Annotated in this window: 13 protein-coding genes; 8 read left to right on the top strand and 5 right to left on the bottom strand. The window is 64.0% G+C overall.

The genetic code is table 11. The features are described 5' to 3' along the window. The first annotated feature begins 1 nt into the window (after position 1). The gene (locus E8E95_RS10700) at positions 2-1,192 is read left to right on the top strand and encodes a type II secretion system F family protein (protein WP_280349841.1); all 1,191 of its coding nucleotides are present in this window, start codon (positions 2-4) and stop codon (positions 1,190-1,192) included. Between the two features lie 161 nt (positions 1,193-1,353). Here E8E95_RS10700 and E8E95_RS10695 read toward each other — a convergent pair whose 3' ends face one another. From E8E95_RS10695 to E8E95_RS10685, 3 genes are all read right to left on the bottom strand, one after another. Next, positions 1,354-1,887 (bottom strand): response regulator, encoded by a 534-nt coding sequence (locus tag E8E95_RS10695; RefSeq protein ID WP_280349839.1) that lies wholly within the window; start codon positions 1,885-1,887, stop codon positions 1,354-1,356. Between the two features lie 191 nt (positions 1,888-2,078). Continuing rightward, entirely contained in the window at positions 2,079-3,509 is a 1,431-nt protein-coding gene (locus E8E95_RS10690; RefSeq protein ID WP_280349837.1) for a sigma-54 dependent transcriptional regulator, read from the bottom strand. A gap of 6 nt (positions 3,510-3,515) precedes the next feature. After that, entirely contained in the window at positions 3,516-4,928 is a 1,413-nt protein-coding gene (locus E8E95_RS10685; protein WP_280349835.1) for a HAMP domain-containing sensor histidine kinase, read from the bottom strand. A gap of 388 nt (positions 4,929-5,316) precedes the next feature. Here E8E95_RS10685 and E8E95_RS10680 point away from each other — a divergent pair, with 388 nt between their 5' ends. The 4 genes from E8E95_RS10680 to E8E95_RS10665 all read left to right on the top strand — a co-directional run bounded on the left by E8E95_RS10680 (position 5,317) and on the right by E8E95_RS10665 (position 10,527). Further along, entirely contained in the window at positions 5,317-6,612 is a 1,296-nt protein-coding gene (locus tag E8E95_RS10680; RefSeq protein WP_280349833.1) for a hypothetical protein, read from the top strand. A gap of 42 nt (positions 6,613-6,654) precedes the next feature. Then, complete coding sequence (locus E8E95_RS10675; protein ID WP_280349831.1) at positions 6,655-8,859, top strand: Ig-like domain-containing protein; 2,205 nt, start codon at positions 6,655-6,657, stop codon at positions 8,857-8,859. A 429-nt stretch (positions 8,860-9,288) separates the two neighbouring features. Beyond that, entirely contained in the window at positions 9,289-10,107 is an 819-nt protein-coding gene (locus tag E8E95_RS10670) for an outer membrane protein OmpK (protein WP_280349829.1), read from the top strand. A 108-nt stretch (positions 10,108-10,215) separates the two neighbouring features. Further along, entirely contained in the window at positions 10,216-10,527 is a 312-nt protein-coding gene (locus tag E8E95_RS10665; RefSeq protein ID WP_280349826.1) for a hypothetical protein, read from the top strand. Between the two features lie 557 nt (positions 10,528-11,084). On the opposite strand, the gene E8E95_RS10660 is transcribed toward E8E95_RS10665, so the two are convergent. Next, the gene (locus E8E95_RS10660) at positions 11,085-12,530 is read right to left on the bottom strand and encodes a sodium:solute symporter family protein (RefSeq protein WP_179059711.1); all 1,446 of its coding nucleotides are present in this window, start codon (positions 12,528-12,530) and stop codon (positions 11,085-11,087) included. 390 nt (positions 12,531-12,920) lie between these two features. Between E8E95_RS10660 and E8E95_RS10655 the strand changes: the two genes are divergently transcribed. The 3 genes from E8E95_RS10655 to E8E95_RS10645 all read left to right on the top strand — a co-directional run bounded on the left by E8E95_RS10655 (position 12,921) and on the right by E8E95_RS10645 (position 15,640). Continuing rightward, positions 12,921-13,757: an arylamine N-acetyltransferase gene (locus E8E95_RS10655; protein WP_280349823.1), complete on the top strand. Its 837-nt coding sequence runs from the start codon at positions 12,921-12,923 to the stop codon at positions 13,755-13,757. A 162-nt stretch (positions 13,758-13,919) separates the two neighbouring features. Further along, entirely contained in the window at positions 13,920-14,675 is a 756-nt protein-coding gene (locus E8E95_RS10650) for a phytanoyl-CoA dioxygenase family protein (RefSeq protein ID WP_280349821.1), read from the top strand. Positions 14,676-15,172: 497 nt separating this feature from the next. Then, positions 15,173-15,640 carry an LEA type 2 family protein gene (locus E8E95_RS10645; protein ID WP_280349819.1) on the top strand — a complete coding sequence of 156 codons (468 nt, stop codon included), beginning with the start codon at positions 15,173-15,175 and terminating at the stop codon, positions 15,638-15,640. Between the two features lie 3 nt (positions 15,641-15,643). Here E8E95_RS10645 and cysC read toward each other — a convergent pair whose 3' ends face one another. Then, positions 15,644-16,225: an adenylyl-sulfate kinase gene (gene cysC / locus E8E95_RS10640; protein WP_280349817.1), complete on the bottom strand. Its 582-nt coding sequence runs from the start codon at positions 16,223-16,225 to the stop codon at positions 15,644-15,646. Between the last annotated feature and the right edge of the window lie 24 nt (positions 16,226-16,249).

Genomic DNA, 16,249 nt, shown 5'->3' with positions numbered 1-16,249 from the left:
CATGCGCTTCCAGGTAAAAGCGGTACGTGGCCAGGCCGGCGTGGTCGCCCTGACGCTGGAGGCGGCAAGCGATGACGACGCACGTCGCCAGGCAGAAGCCCAGGGACTGCGGGTGCTGACCCTGCAGGCCGAGCGCGGCTGGTCGCTGCGGAGCTGGCGGCGGCGCGAGGGATTCCCGCTGCTGCTGTTCAGCCAGGAGCTGACCACACTGCTGAATGCCGGCCTGGCACTGATCGATGCGCTGGAAAGCCTGGCGGAGAAGGAAGCCGACCCGCAGGCGCGCAAGGTGCTGGGAGCCCTGGTGCGGCTGCTCTATGAGGGCAAGTCACTGTCCCAGGCGCTGGCGCAGTTCCCCTCGGTGTTCCCCGCGCTCTACGTGGCGCTGGTGCAGTCCAGCGAGAAGACCGGCGCGGTGGGTGATGCGCTGGGGCGCTACGTGGCCTATCGCACGCGGATGGATGAAGTGCGCCAGAAGATCATCAGTGCGTCTGTCTACCCGGTGCTGCTGTTCATGGTCGGCTGCAGCGTGCTGTTGTTCCTTGTGGGCTACGTGGTGCCGCGCTTCAGCCTGGTGTTCGAAGGGCTGGGCTCTAACCTGCCCTGGTTGTCCCGGGTCCTGCTGCACAGCGGCCTGTTCCTCCACTCACATCAGGCGGAGGTATTCGGCGGCGCCGCACTGGCGCTGGTGACTCTGGTGCTGTTGCTGCGCCAGGAGAACGTGCGCCGCGCCATCGGCCGCCAGGTAGAACGCTTGCCGGCGATCCGTGATCGCATCCAGGTCTATGAGCTGGCGCGTTTCTATCGCTCCCTGGGCATTCTGCTGCAGGGTGGGATTCCCATCCTCACCGCCATCGAGATGGTCCGCGGCCTGCTCGGCGCCGCGTCGCGCCCACGGCTGGACCAAGCCGCCGCGCGCATTCGCGAGGGCCAGGCGTTGTCGCGTGCGCTGGAAGAACATGGGCTGTCGACCCCGGTGTCGCTGCGCATGCTCAGGGCCGGCGAACAGTCCGGCAACCTTGGCGAGATGATGGAGCGCACGGCCGATTTCCATGACGAGGAAACCGGCCGCTGGATCGAATGGTTCGTGCGCTTGTTCGAGCCGCTGCTGATGACGTTCATCGGGCTGATCATCGGGGTGATCGTGATCCTGATGTACATCCCGATCTTCGAACTGGCATCGAGTATTCAGTAAGGCGCGAGGGCGGGATGAGGTCTGTAGGAGCGAGCTTGCTCGCGAATGAGCGTGCTCGGGCTGTTCGCGAGCAAGCTCGCTCCTACAGTCAGTGTCGTAGAGGTGGAAATCGCTCGCCAGCACCCGCGATGGTGGATAAAAAAAGCTATTGAGCGGGAGCGTTACGTGCCTTTCTTGATCTGTTTCAGAGGCTCTTCGGAGCTTGCGGCGGGACGGCGGCGGTCGGAGAGCACCCAGGCGCCGTCATACAGCTTCAGCGGGAAGTTCACCTCGCCACCGCGACGACGGTCCACCTGGGCGGGTTGCTCGGCCGGCGATTCCTGATCGCGCAGGGCGGCAGTCGGCAGGCCGTGGAGCACCACGTTGCCCAGCTCATGCAGGGGGAATGGCTTGAGGAGGATGATGTCGATCTTGCGCTCGATGGCGCGGTTGCACACTTCGATGCTGGGGTGCGCGGTCATCAGCACCGCTTCGCAGCTGTGCAGGGTGCGCATGGCATCGAAAACCTCGAAACCGGTCATGTCGGGCAAACGATAGTCGAGCACCAGCAGGTCGGGTTTGAAATGCACCACGACCTCCAGGGCGATGGCACCGTTGGCGGCGGTGCGCACTTCGCAACCGAGCATTTCCAGGTAGGTCTGGAAATTCGCGGCAAGGATTTCTTCATCGTCGACTATCAGTACTTTCTTCGTCACTGCGGCTACTCCCCTGTCAGGAGATCGGACGGCGGCCAGGCTGACCGCTGATTGCATCCCTGCACATTCCGAGCCAAGGCTGCATCGACCCGCCCGGGTCGATGATTCCTAGAGTCTAGATCGGCGGAAAAGTTTCACCATCCCCATAATCCCCTACGTTGGTCGGGGGATTCCCCTGAATCGGGGCCATTTCAATGCTGCTGCCGGTCGGGCCGTTCCAGGCCAAGCTTGTCGATCCGGTAGCGCAGCATGTCGCGGGTGAGGCCGAGCATGCGGGCGGATTTGGAGATGTTCCAGTCGGTCTTGCCCAGGACTTTCACCACCAGGTCACGCTCGGCATCGGACAGGCTCATGTTCTCGTCTTCCAGCCCCAACGGGCCGCCGAGCATCTGCGGCGGAGCCGATTCGGTGACGCCAACCCCGGCCAGCAGGCCGCGGCAGATGGTGAGCTGGTCCGGACCGATGACGTTTCCCGGCGCCAGCAGCACAGTCTGCTCGAGCATGTTGCGTAGCTCGCGCACGTTCCCCGGCCAGCTGTAGCCCTTGAGCACGGACCGGGCTTCGGCGCTGAAGCGCAGCCCCGGCTTGCCGTAGCGCTTGCCATGCTGGGCGACGAAGTGCTCGGCCAGGGTCAGGACATCCTCACCACGGGCGCGCAGCGGCGGCACCTTGATGGTGATGATGCGCAGGCGGAAGAAGAGGTCGCGGCGGAACTTGCCCTCCTGGACCATCTGCTCGAGGTTGCAGTTCGTGGCGCTGATGATGCGCAGGTTGACCTTGCGCTCGCGAACCGAGCCCAGGCGACGAATGGTGCGGTCTTCCAGCAGCTTGAGCAGCTTGGCCTGGAGCAGCAGGTCGATCTCGCCCACCTCGTCGAGGAATAGCGTGCCACCATCGGCCGCTTCCACCAGGCCCACGCGGCGATCCTTGGCGTCGGTAAAGGCGCCCTTCTCGTGGCCGAACAGTTCGGCCTCCAGGAGGTGCGACGGAATCGAAGCGCAGTTGAACTCGACGAAGGGACCCTTGCTGCGCGCGCCGTCGAAATGCAGCGCGCGAGCCACCAGTTCCTTGCCGGTCCCGGTCTCGCCTTCGATCAGCACCACCGGCAGGTCTTCCCCGGCCATGCGTTCCTCGGCGCCGAGCACCTGGCGGACCATATCCTTCATGGTGCGCATGGGTTCGGAGTCGCCTATCAGCCCGGCGAGTCCGGAGTCCTGGGCTTCACGCTGCTGGTAAAAGGACAGGCGCTGCTCCTGTCGCCGCGCCTCCAGCACCTTGTCCACCACCAGCTTCAACTCGGCGAGCGCCACCGGCTTGGTCAGATAATCGCTGGCGCCGGCCTTCATGGCTTCCACCGCGCCCTGCACGTTGCCGTGGCCGGTGATCATGATGACCTTGAGCTGCTCGTCCATCGCGCGGGCCCGGCTGATCAGGTCGCAACCGCTCATGCCGGGCAGGCAATAGTCGGTGAGGACCAGGTCCGGATGCTGCGCCTCGATGATCGGCAGCGCTTCTTCGGCCGAGCTGCAGACCATGACGTCGAACTGGCGCCGTTGCAGGTAGGTGCAGAAGTTGTCGGCCAGGATTTCGTCGTCTTCGACAATCAGAATGCTGTTGCCCATTTGTTGTTATCCCCCTGCCGTGGCCCTGAAGGTCAGGTGCACGTTGGTACCGGAATTTTCCCGGCTATCGATGCTGACTGCGCCACCGAAGCGCTCGACGATCTTGCGCACCAGCACCAGGCCGACGCCCAGACCGCCACGCTTGGTGGTATGGAAAGGTTTGAAGGCCATCTCCAGCATGGCCGGCGACATGCCGCTGCCGGTGTCGCTGACGGTCAGGGTCAGCAACCGGCGCTGCGCATCCGGCTCCAGGCAGATGGCCAGTCGACCACCGCGCGGCATGGCCTCGATGGCATTGGAAAGGACACTACCCAGCAGTTGTTGCAGGAGCACCGGGTGGCTGACCACCTTGGGTGCGTGGCGGGTCTGCCAATCCACCTCGATGCCGGCATGGCGGATCTGCGGCTCATAGGCGGCGAGGGTTTCTTCCAGGGCGTTGGTGAGGTCCACCGGTTCCTGGTCGCCGGCCAGCGGACGCGCTGACAACAGCAGCTCGCGCACCCACTTCGACATGCGGTCGACCTGGGTGATGATGTCGCCCAGGTTCTTGTGCAGCGGCCCCGGGTCCACTTCGAGCGCCAGCTCGGCGCTGGAGCGGATGGACGCCAGCGGGTTGCGCAGGCTGTGGGCGACGGCGGTGGACATCTCGCCGAGCAGGGCCAGGGTTTCGTTCTCCACCAGTTGCCGCTGCTGGTCGTCCACCAGGCGCGAGGCATGGCGCACGAACCAGAACAGGCTGAGGTAGATGACTGCCCCGCCCACTGCCGTGGCGATCCAGAGCAGTACGAGTCCGCGGTTCATGCGGGCGATCAGGTCCACCGGCTCCTTGTAGATCTCGATGATCGAGAGCACTTCGCCCCGGCTGTCCACCAGCGGGATGAAGCTTTCCAGATAGAGGCTGTGCGGCACCCGCATGAAAAAGTCTTCCGCCGGGCAGGCATCGGGGCCGTGGTGCTCGGTGGTCACCGTGTTGCGGCTGCTGACCGCTTCGCTCAGCTTGGCGCGCTCCAGCGAATGGCCACCCACCAGTTTCGGATTGGTCGACCAGATCACCACGCCATCGGGCGCATAGACATTGGCCAGCAGCACATCGGGCAGGCGCACGATGTGGTCGAAGAATTCTTCGTGGGATTTCACCAGCTGTTCGTGAGAGACGCCAAGGCGCGCACCATCGACGCGCTTGTCGAGGAATTCACCAAGCGTCAGGCCGGGGGAGAAGTTGCCGTGGATGACTTCGACATCGGCGATGGACTTGATGAACTGGGCGCTGAGCATGGCATCGCGGTCGATGCTCTCGCGCATCAGGAATCGGGTTGCCGCCGAGCCGAGCAGAATGGCCACCGCGAGGATGATCACCAGGCTCACCAGGGAAAACCAGCGGAACAGATTGAAGGGCTTGCTCACCAGCGCCATCTTCATTCGAAACCTCCCCTTGTGTGACCGTCGGATCGCTCGCAAGGCGGGCGTAAAAAGGGGCCTCCGGCCGGGTCGGCAACTCCTGCGCCGACTGCGGGTAGTTATAGCGCAGGCCCCGAGATTCGCGGCCCTACCGTTCAGCGGTCGCCGAACGGTAGGGGCGAAAATCCCCCATTTCCCCACCCACTTTTCACCCACTTCTGGGCTACCAGCCCCCAGAGCCGGGACCCCCTCCTCACGACTTATTTCAAGATGTTTCAGCCACCAACCCCGAACCAGAGCGCCGGAACCGCTCTGGCATGGGGTTTGCGCCCTCTTCCGGTCAACGACGGGCCCCTTTGCCATCGGAGCCTGACAAACGGCGAAGTTCATCGACTGGAAGGGCAACACCATGCACAACGCACTGCCGAAACTCGTGCTCCCGCTATTGCTCGGACTCACGGTCGCCCCGGCCAAGGCCGGTCTCTATGCGGTCGACCAGACCACCTATACCGAGGCCAACGGATTCTTCGCGGCCTGGTACCAGGACACCCACGGCCGCGCCCTCGACCTCTGTCTCTCCAAGGCACAGAGCACTCGCGTCCCCGGCTCCTTCATGTGCAACCTGCTGCCCAATCCGGGGGTGTTCGACGACACCCAGGCGATCGTCTTCCCCACCAACTTCCCCGACGAGGCGTTCTGGTTCACCGGCGATGCCGCCATCACCGACGCCGCCACCGGCATCGACCTGCTGTACGTGTCCGCCCTGGAGGCGGCCTTCAGCGGCGAGTTGCCGGCGGTAGGCGAGCAGATCAGCTTCGCGCGCGTCCGTATCCGGGTGACCGTACCGGTGGCCGGCACCTACACCATCACCCACCCCTATGGCGTGGAAGTGTTCGATGTGGATACCCCCGGGACACGCGCCATCAACCTGACCCGCGACATCGGCATCACCACGCCTGGCGAGTTCAGCGGCGCCTTGAAGGGTGATGTCGGACCCTTCCTGCGCTCGGTGAACGGGCCCTATGTGGAGGTCAATCCGGTCACCAGCCTGCCGGAGTCCTTCATCGGCGACCCGAACGTGCTGGAGGAAGTCACTGGCAGCCCCTTCGGGACCAACTTCGTGCGGATAGAAGGCCCCAACGGCCTGCGCGTAGAGACGCGACAGTTCGCCATTTCCGGCAAGTTGTCCCAGGTGCCGTTGCCGACGCCGCTGATCGTCGAGCGCGCCACCTACTCCACCGGCGGCACCGGGGGCGCCAGCCAGCAGGACTTCTTCACCCTGGCCCCGCCCGCTCCGGCCACCGTGCGCTACACGGACACCGCCGGCACCACCGGCGCCATGCTGGGCAGCGCCACGGGTGCCTGGTACGGCCAGTCCGCGGCCACCCCGACGGCCAATGGCAACTTGTCCTTCACCGCTGACAACAGCGCAGCCATTCCCAGCAGCACCGCCACCACCAAGACCGCCCCGCTGGTGGACCTGGTGACCATCAGCCGCGCCGAGTACAGCCTGGCCACCGGCCGCCTGACGGTGGATGCCAGCTCCAGCGACCAGACCGGCCAGCCGGCGCTGACCGCCGAGGGACTGGGCCCGCTGGTAGCCGGACACCTGGATCTCCCGACCGGCCTCATTCCACCGGCGACCGTCCACGTGAGCTCGGCCAATGGCGGCTCCGATACCGAAGAAGTCCTGATTCTCCCCTGAGAACAACACTCACCTGCCGCAGGCGGGTGAACGGAGGCAGTCATGTTCAGATGGCCAGGAATACTCACCCTGTTGCTGGGTGTGCTCGTCGGCATTCCGGTTGCCGAGGCGCAACTGGCGACGGTGGACCCCGGTCCCTTCACCGCCGCCAGCGGCTACTTCCCGCGCTGGTACCAGGACACCGAGGGCACCCCCCTGGAGCTTTGCCTGTCCAAGGCCCGCAGCTCGCGAGCGCCAGGCAACTTCATGTGCACCCTGCTGCCGACCCCCGGCATCTTCGACGACACCAAGCCCGTCGCCTTCCCCGGCAACTTCCCGGATGAAAGCTTCTGGATGCTCGCCGAGGCCAGCATCGACGACCCCGGCAATGGCCTGCAGCTGGATGCCTACGTGGCCGGCATCGAAGCGGCCTTCGCGGCCGAAGTCCCGCGCCAGGGCGACCAACAGAGTTTCGCGCGCATCCGCATCCGCGTGACGGTTCCGGTGGCCGGCACCTACAAGGTCACCCACCCCTATGGCGTGGATACCTTCACCGTCACCGCGCCCGGCCGTCGCGCCATCAACATGACCCGCGACATCGGCATCGGCGCCCCCGGCGACTTCAGCGGCGCCCTGGCCGGCAACGTCGGCCCGTTCCTGCATCGGGACGGCCCGCTGTACACCGAAACCAACCCGGAAACCAATGAGGTGGAAACCTTCATCGGCGACCCCAACCTGGCCGAGCCGGTGGTGGGCAGCCCCTTCGGGACCAACTTCATACGCATCGACGGTCCCAACGGCCTCTTCATCGAGACCAACCTGTTCAACCTGTCCGGCAAGCTGTTCACCGGCGGCATCGCCAGCAAGGTCGGCGTCGACCGTGCCACCTACAGCCGCGACGCCCAGCACACCTGGATTTCGGTGTTCGCCAACTCCAGCGCCACCGCAACCCTGTGCTTCCGCGAAAGCCTCGACCTGGTGGCCGATCCGCCGTCGCCCTGCCAGTTCGAGATGACCGGCGATGGCAGCGGCCTGTTCTTCGGCCAGGACCTGGCACCGACCAGCCTGCCGCCCTTCGTGCTGATCACCGCCACGGACACCAATGCATCGGCCACCACCCAGACCCAGCAGCTGACCGATATCGTCAAGATCAGCCAGGCACGCTATTCCTGGCCGAACAAGACGCTGACGGTTGAAGCGCGCTCCAGTGACGAGGTGGAAATCCCGTCCATGGTCGCCGAAGGCTTCGGCCGCCTGCTGCCGGTCAGTGGCGCGACCCAGCGCCTGGTGGCCGCCGGCATCGAGCAGCCGCCGGCGAAGGTCACGGTGAAATCGGCTGCCGGCGGCAGCGACACGGAGTTCGTGGTCATCGAAGGACGGCCGGCCAATGTCCCGGCCAACCAGCCGCCAGTGGCCAACCCGGACAGCGCCAACACCACCGCCGGCGTACCGGTGACCTTGGCCCTGACCGCCAACGACAGCGACCCGGACGGAAACCTGCCGCTGATCATCGACAACTTTGGCAGCGTCACCCTCGGCGGCCTGGTGCAGAGCGGCAACGGCTCGGTGATCTACAATCCGCCGGCGCAGGTCGCCACGACGCAGACGCTGACCTTCACCTACCAGGTCCGTGACAACCTCGGCGCGCTCTCCGTCCCGGCCCTGGTGACGCTCACCGTGCGGCCGAACCTGCCGCCGGTGGTTGCCAACGACACCGCGACCACCAACGCCGGCGCACCGGTGACGATCAACGTGCTGGCCAACGACGCGGACCCGGAAGCCAACCCGATGACGGTGGTGAACCTGACCGCGCCGCCCACAGATCGCGGCACGACCAGCACCAACGGCACCACGGTCACCTACACCCCACCGGCAACGGTGACCACCGCCTTCACCGTCACCTTCAACTACCAGGCGCAGGACTCCATTGGCGCCACATCGCCACAGGCAACGGTGACCGTGACGGTGAACCCGGCCGTGGCCGCCGATACCCTGGCGATCACCAAGGCGGACGTGAAGGCGGGTTCCAACAACCGCTTCTCCTGGGACTTCGAAGGCACGACGTCGCGGCCTGCGGGCAACCAGATCCGCATTGAAGTCACCAGCGCCCAGGGCGTCGTCCTGCTGGGCACCGCCGCGCCGGGGCCGAATGGGAAGTGGAAGTTGTCGGTGAATAACTCCACCGCCGTCGTTCCCGCGGCCAACCCCAGCGTTACCGTGCGCTCCACCTTCGGCGGAGTGCGCACCGGCACCATTTCCGTACGCTGATCGCTCAGCTCCAGTTGCCCCCAGCTGCGTCTTGCGGCTGGGGGATTTTTTTGTTCTGGCACTGTGGATAAAAAGAGCGTTATCCACGCGCTCGGATTGGCAGGGTGAAGTCGGACTTCCTGTAGGAGCGAGCTTGCTCGCGAACAGCCCGGGCACGATCTTTCGCGAGCAAGCTCGCTCCTACCAACCTGTGCCGCAGCGGTGCCTGCCAAACCGCCCCAGAGTTGTGCACCTGGTCAGCTTCCAGCAGTCGGGAAATCCTGGCGAACTTCGCACAACCGCTTGAAAAACCCCGCCATCCCCCGATAATCGCGCGCCCGGTCGTTTGCCCAGAGCATCCTGGCGCTCTTTTTGCTCTGGGGCAGACCTGACCAATCAGACAAGTTCTACACAGATAGACACAGCTTAAAACCACTGGAGCCAAACCCGATGAACCGCGTCTTTTCCTCGTTGATGCTCGCTGGCGGCCTGCTAGCGGCCGGCAATGCCCTGGCCGACGGCCCCCTGCTCTGGCAGGACAACAGCCTGACCTACCTCTATGGCAAGGATTTCCAGATCAACCCTGAAATCCAGCAGACCTTCACCTTCGAGCACGCCAGCGGCTGGACCTTCGGCGACCTGTTCATTTTCGTCGACCAGATCAACTACAACGGCGAGGAAGACGCCAACGCCGGCAAGAACACCTACTACGGCGAGATTTCCCCGCGCCTGTCCTTCGGCAAGATCTTCGACCAGAAGCTGGAATTCGGCCCCATCAGCGACGTGTTGCTGGCGACTACCTATGAGCGCGGCGAGAACCGCAACCAGAACTACCTGATTGGCCCGGGCTTCGACCTCAAGCTCCCCGGCTTCGACTACTTCCAGCTGAACTTCTACTACCGCAAGCCCGACGGCATCACCAACAACCCGTCCGGCCAATGGCAGGTCACCCCGGTGTGGTCCTACACCATTCCGGTGGGCAACTCGGACGTGGTGATCGACGGCTTCATGGATTGGGTCTGGAACAACAAGGACGCCACTTCCAACCGCCCGAACGACCTGCACGCCAACCTGCACTTCAACCCGCAGATCAAGTACGACCTGGGCAAGGCCATGGGCTGGAGCGCTGTGAAGCACTTCTACGTCGGCGTCGAGTACGACTACTGGAAGAACAAGTACGCCATCGACGACAACAGCTTCCTCGGCGACGACATCCTCGGCGGCACCGACCAGAACACCTTCAGCCTGCTGGCCAAGGTGCACTTCTGATGATTGCGGGGCCCGGCACACTGTCGGGCCCTTCTGTCTTGCGCCATGGAAAAGGCGGGTAGAGAATGCGCGGCAGTCCCAGCCTGCAGTCAGAAAAGGAATGTTCCGATGGCCAGCGACAGCGCCCAAGCCTCCTCGCACACCCGCGGTGAGAAACTGGTCTCCAGCGCCTGGATCGCCCTCGGCATCATCATCCCCATCAGTTGCCTGTTCTCCGACGAATCCTTCGACTTCTCCGCCAGCCTGGCGCTGCTCTCCCTGATCACCCTCTGCGCTGCCTTCGCCTGCTGGCCGAAGCTCTTCATCACCCCCATCAACTACCGCAAGCTCTGCGACGAAGTGCCCCGTAACAGCTCGATTGCCATGGCCGTGTTCGTCGGCCTCACGGTGCTGCGCGGCTTCGTCGAACTGGTGGTCTGAAGCCTGATTTGTGGGGGCGAATTCATTCGCCAAGGGTGGCGTAGCCGCCCCATTCAGCCTCGTAGGGCAGACCTTCGGCCTGCATGGCGAATGAATTCGCCCCTACAAGTATCGACGGCGCAGAGCGCAGCGAAGCCCAACATTCGGAAGCGACCTTTGCGTTGGGCTTCGCGTAGCTCAGCCACAACCTACAAAGCTCTGGCACATCTCGGCACCCGGCCAACCCGGCGGCCCGACCGCTACGGCACGGTATCCCCGTAGGTTGGGCAGAGCGCAGCGAAGCCCAACATTCGGAAGCGACCTTTGCATTGGGCTTCGCGTAGCTCAGCCACAACCTACAAGGCTCTGGCACATCTCGACACCCGGCCAACCCGGCGGCCTGATATCCAAGGCGCGGTATCCCGTAGGTTGGGCAGAGCGCAGCGAAGCCCAACATTCGGAGGTGACCTTTACGTTGGGCTTCGCGTAGCTTAGCCACAACCTACAAGGCCGTGGCACAGCTTTTCGCCCAATAAAAAGCCCCGCACATGGCGGGGCTTTTTTCATCGCGGGAGCGATCAGGCGCTAGCGGGCGCCACGCCGATGATCTCGGCCCGGCTGCGCACCAGTTGCGGCAGCAGCGAACCCACGACCATGCCCAGCCAGCTGAACAGCAGGCCAGCCAGTTGCGGCGGCCAGAAATCGGTTTCCTGGTAGGTCATTTCCAGCAGCCCCCAGGAGCCGAGGCCGGCGAAGATGGCCAGCAGTGCGCCCTGGGTAGTGGCGCGCTTCCAGAACAGGCCAGCGAACAGCGGCACGGCAGCGGCAACCAGGGTCACCTTGTAGGCGTTGCCGACCATCTCGTAGATGCTGGAGTTGGAGTTCAGGGCGAACAGGCCAGTGGCGAAGGTCATCGCCAGCACGCTGCAACGCATGGCCAGCAAGGCCTGGCGGTCAGTCATGTCGGGGATGAAGCGCTTGAGGATGTTCTCGGTGAAGGTCACCGACGGCGCCAGCAGGGTGCCGGAAGCGGTGGACATGATCGCCGAGAGGATGGCGCCGAAGAACATAATCTGGGCGAACAGCGGGGTGCGTTCCAGGATCAGGCGCGGCAGGATCATCTGCGAATCCTCGGCCAGCCAATGCTGCACCATCGCCGGGTCGATCATCTTGGCCGAGTAGGCGAGGAAGATCGGCAGCATGCAGAAGCACAGGTAGAAGCAGGCACCGGTCATGGAGGCGCGAGCAGCGATGTTTTCGCTCTTGGCCGACATCACGCGGGCGTACACGTCCTGTTGCGGGATGGAACCGAACATCATGGTCACTGCGGCAGCGAGGAAGGCGACGATGTCCTTGGCCGAAGTGCCGTGGATGAAGGCGAACTTGCCTTCGTTCGCGGCCTGGCTGATCACGGCCGCAGGGCCGCCTGCCATGTCACCGACGAGCCAGGTCAGATAGAACAGGCCGACCACGATGATGATCATCTGCAGGAAGTCGGTCATTGCCACCGACCACATGCCACCGAACAGGGTGTGCAGCAGGACGATGAAGGTGCCGATCATCATGCCCTGGGTGGTGGTCAGGGCGCCGTCGGACAGCACGCTGAATACCACGCCCAGCGCGGTGAGCTGCGCAGCGACCCAGCCGAGATAGGAGGCGATGATCACCAGGCTGGTGAGCAGTTCCACGTTCGGGCCGAAGCGCTTGCGGAAGAAGTCACCGATGGTGAGCAGGTTGAGGCGATAAAGCGGACGGGCGAATACCAGGCCCACCAGCATCAGGCACCCGAAGGAGCCGAAGGGGTCTTCGATGATCCCGGCGAAGCCTTCTTCGAGGAAGGTCGCGGGAATGCCCAGCACGGCTTCCGAGCCGAACCAGGTGGCGAACACCATCGCCACGACCAGGGGGAAAGACATACTCCGGCCGCCGGAAGCGAAGTCCGTGGAGTTCTTGACGCGAGTGGAGGCGTAGAAGCCGACAGCGACAGTGATCAGCAGATAGATCGCAACAAACCAGATCAGCATTTGTTCTTGTTCCAGAGGCACGCTCGTCGAGCCCGGAAAAAGCCTGGGAGTCCGGAGTTCGACTGACGGAGTTTTTGTTATTGACGCGGAAGGGCCCGATGCCACGCGAGGCAGGCGGGTACCACGGAGGCGCAGTCTGCCAAAGACGTAAAATATGTCAAACAATTACCGCGCAGATGAGCAAAAAAATCGACAGGATGCGTGCCTCATTACGGAGCAGACAGACTCACAAAGCCTTGAATTTAAAGGCATCTCAACGTCAGCTTGTGACTCGTCAGTTTTTTATTTTTTACATGCACCGTTGATTAAGAACGACACCAAACTACCGTTCATCGTCAATAGGAAGTCATCTGCTAGCATCCAGGCGTCATCGTCATGGAGCCTTCGTGCATGTACGCGCTGAACCCGCAACAGACCGAGTCCTACCTGCGTCACTTGGACATCCCCGCTCCGCAGCAGCCCGACCTCGCCAGCCTGGACCGCCTCATCGCCGCCCATCAGCGCCGGGTGGCCTTCGAGAACGTCGATGTCCTGCTCGACCGCGCCGTCCACATCGACGCCGATGCGGTATTCGCCAAGGTGGTGGAGCGCCAACGCGGCGGCTACTGCTATGAGCTGAACAACCTCTTCGCGCGCCTGCTGCTCGCCCTCGGCTACCAACTCGAACTGCTGGGAGGCCGCGTGCGCTGGGGCCTGCCGCTGGATGCGCCGCAGACCATGCTTTCCCACCTGATGCTGCGTGTGCTGCTGCCCGAAGGGCCCTACCTGGCGGACGTCGGCTTCGGCTCCGCCACGCCCTGGCGCGCCGTGCCCCTCGCGGGTGAGATGCCCAACGACCTGCCCTACCGCCTGCGCCCCCAGGAGGATGGAACCGGGGAAGTGCAGCTGGAAAACTTCCGCGCGGAAAGCGGCTGGGCGGCCTGCTATCGCTTCGGACCGGAGGTGAACGCCTGGGTCGATTGCATTCCGCGCAACTGGTACACCTCCACCCACCCGAACAGCGTATTCCGGCAGATGCTGATGACCGCCCGCAGCGAAGGCGAATGGCGCCTGACCCTGGCCAACGGCACCTTCAACAAGCGCCACCGCGATGGCCGCGTGGAAAGCCGTCGGATCGAGGATGCAGCTGAACTGGTCGAAGTGCTGAGAAATGACTTCCTGCTTACGCTCACGAACGACGAGATCGAGCCACTGCGAGCCAGGCTCGAGGGTCTGCTGAGCGCATGAACCTGTAGGGTGGATGGCGCTCTTCCATCCACCTTGGGGACTTAACCTGGCCTCGTTGGTGGACGTAAAAAGCGACGTCCACCCTACACACAGCGGTGAAGTCCTGGGTGCGATTGGTGGACGTGGTCCACCCTACAGGTAGCGCCATCCGCGAACGAGGACATGCCCATGTCCACCGCCGAGCATCTCCACGCCCTGCACGAGCAGGGTTTCACCCTGCTTCCCGGCGTGCTCGACGCCGCCGCCGTATCCTCGTTGCGCCAGTTGATCGACCAGCTCCAGCCCATCCATTGGGATTACTGCGGCCTGGTGGACGACCACTTCAAATGCGTGTTCAACCGCGGTCCGGAATGGCTGCCGTACCTCGATCTGCCTGGGGTCATCGAACTGGCTGAAGCGGCACTCGGCGAAGACTGCCACCTGATCGGCATGACCGCCTGGCGCAATCACCCGGGTTTCATAGGTGGCGACCTGCATGTGGATCACCTGGCCATGGAACTGCCGGAAAGCCTACTGGCCGATCCGACCTTCGCGCTGCCAATGCAGATATGCACCGCGCATATCTACCTCGACGATATCGACGCCGACCTGTGTCCCACCCTGGTCATTCCTGGCAGCCACCGCGCCGGGCGCAGACCGCGAACCGGCGAAACCGGTTGGCGCGGCAAGTCTGCCGAGGCGGTGCTGTGCAGGGCCGGCGACGTACTGATGTTCCGCAGCGAACTCTGGCACGCCGGCAGCCGCAACCGCACGACCGACCGCACGCGCTACCTGCTGCAGGTGCACTACGGCCGGCGCATGGTGGCGCAGAAGTTTTCGCCCTACCTCGCCTTTCACTTCAACCCCGAAGTGCTGACCGCCTGCACGCCCCGGCAGCGTCGCCTGCTGGGCGATCACACCGCGGCCGAATACGACTGACGCCGAAAAACCGAGCAAGCGCTTCCAGCCCATCTCCCATGGGCCGCCGCGAGATTTATCCCGAAGATATCCACAGAGCGACCCACAGTTTTTGTGGGCAATACATGTCCTGCCACTCGGAACTGGCCTCACCTTGTGGGAACGAATTAATTCGCGAACTTCAGAACTGTCGCAACCCGCTGCCCAAAGGCTCAAGACACCTGAGCAAAATCCAGCCACTCTTCTGAAAGGCGCGCAATCCGGCCCCTGCAGCGATCCACCCCAAAGCTATCCACAACTTGCCCCTCAGATTCCGTGGGTATCTGAGGCAGACAGGCGGGCGGAATGGGTTGCACCCCGAATGCACAGGAAACGAGCAACCGGCCCCAACCCATCAGGCACGGGCCACGCGGCCATTCATCCAGAAGATATCCACAGCTCGCTCCACAGAAATTGTGGGCACGCCCGTACCGGCCTGATCTTTACTTCAAGGCACCACCTCACGCAGGAAGCACTTCATGCGCGCGACCGGCCTTGCTGCCCTGTTGATCCCCCTGCTGCTTACGGGCTGCGTCGGCTTCGGCACACGAGACCCGTTACAGGTCGACCTGGCCGGCATGGAACCCATCCCCGGCGAGGGGCTGGAGGTGCGCTTCAATCTCAAGCTCCGCGTGCAGAACCCCAACGAGGGCGCCATTCATTACAGCGGTGTGGCGCTGGAGATGGACCTCAACGACCTGCCCCTGGCCAGCGGCGTCAGCAGCCAGGGCGGCACGGTGGCGGGCTTCGGCGAGACGCTGATCGAGGTGCCAGTGACCATTTCCGCGTTCTCGGTGCTGCGCCAGGCCTGGACGCTCACCGGGACCCATCCGGTCCAGAACGTGCCCTACGCCCTACGCGGCAAACTGGGCGGCGGCTTCTGGGGAACCCGCCGCTTTACCGATGCCGGCGTGTTGAGCATTCCCGAGCCCATCGACACGCCGTGAGCTTCAGTTGCTCAGCACGAACCCGAGCAGTTCGTGGATCGCCAGTGGTAGAGCGATCGCCTCGGTGTCCACTTCCCAGTCCGCATCGAGCGGCGGCTCATAAGGGCTGTCCAGGCCGGTGAAGTTACGAATGCGCCCTTCCAGTGCCGCCCGGTACAGCCCTTTGGGGTCGCGGCGGGCACAGGCGTCGAACGAGGTACTGACGTAGACCGTGGAAAACTCCCCCGGCGCGAACATCTGCCGCGCCGCCTCGCGATCGGCGCGGAACGGCGAGATCGCCGACACGATCACCACCAGTCCCGCATCCACCATCAGCCGCGCCACCTCGGCGATACGCCGGACGTTCTCGCGGCGATCCTCCGCCGACATGCCGAGATCCCGGCACAGGCCGCCGCGCAGGTTGTCGCCATCCAGCACGTAGGTGTGCAGGCTACGGGCGTTGAGCTCCACTTCTAGTGCATTGGCCAACGTGGACTTGCCCGAGCCTGACAGGCCGGTCAGCCAGATGCAGCGCGGGCGCTGATGCTTGATCGATGCCCTGGCCCACCCCGGGAGGGTCAGTTCGCATGGAACGGCGTCACTCATAACCCAGACACTCGTAGTCACGTT

It is taken from the genome of Pseudomonas sp. BN414 (assembly GCF_029871275.1).
Lineage (GTDB): Bacteria > Pseudomonadota > Gammaproteobacteria > Pseudomonadales > Pseudomonadaceae > Metapseudomonas > Metapseudomonas resinovorans_C.
The sequence above is the reverse complement of the archived record's forward strand: the minus strand, read 5'-3'. Positions and strand labels throughout refer to the sequence as shown.

Excerpts from the sequence above, each read along its gene's own strand:
- E8E95_RS10660 (WP_179059711.1), bottom strand. The coding sequence starts at position 12,530 with ATGCTGATCTGGTTTGTTGCGATCTATCTGCTGATCACTGTCGCTGTC.
- E8E95_RS10645 (WP_280349819.1), top strand. The coding sequence starts at position 15,173 with ATGCGCGCGACCGGCCTTGCTGCCCTGTTGATCCCCCTGCTGCTTACG.
- E8E95_RS10700 (WP_280349841.1), top strand. The coding sequence starts at position 2 with ATGCGCTTCCAGGTAAAAGCGGTACGTGGCCAGGCCGGCGTGGTCGCC.
- E8E95_RS10665 (WP_280349826.1), top strand. The coding sequence starts at position 10,216 with ATGGCCAGCGACAGCGCCCAAGCCTCCTCGCACACCCGCGGTGAGAAA.
- E8E95_RS10650 (WP_280349821.1), top strand. The coding sequence starts at position 13,920 with ATGCCCATGTCCACCGCCGAGCATCTCCACGCCCTGCACGAGCAGGGT.
- cysC (WP_280349817.1), bottom strand. The coding sequence starts at position 16,225 with ATGAGTGACGCCGTTCCATGCGAACTGACCCTCCCGGGGTGGGCCAGG.
- E8E95_RS10690 (WP_280349837.1), bottom strand. The coding sequence starts at position 3,509 with ATGGGCAACAGCATTCTGATTGTCGAAGACGACGAAATCCTGGCCGAC.
- E8E95_RS10685 (WP_280349835.1), bottom strand. The coding sequence starts at position 4,928 with ATGAAGATGGCGCTGGTGAGCAAGCCCTTCAATCTGTTCCGCTGGTTT.
- E8E95_RS10670 (WP_280349829.1), top strand. The coding sequence starts at position 9,289 with ATGAACCGCGTCTTTTCCTCGTTGATGCTCGCTGGCGGCCTGCTAGCG.
- E8E95_RS10655 (WP_280349823.1), top strand. The coding sequence starts at position 12,921 with ATGTACGCGCTGAACCCGCAACAGACCGAGTCCTACCTGCGTCACTTG.
- E8E95_RS10680 (WP_280349833.1), top strand. The coding sequence starts at position 5,317 with ATGCACAACGCACTGCCGAAACTCGTGCTCCCGCTATTGCTCGGACTC.
- E8E95_RS10675 (WP_280349831.1), top strand. The coding sequence starts at position 6,655 with ATGTTCAGATGGCCAGGAATACTCACCCTGTTGCTGGGTGTGCTCGTC.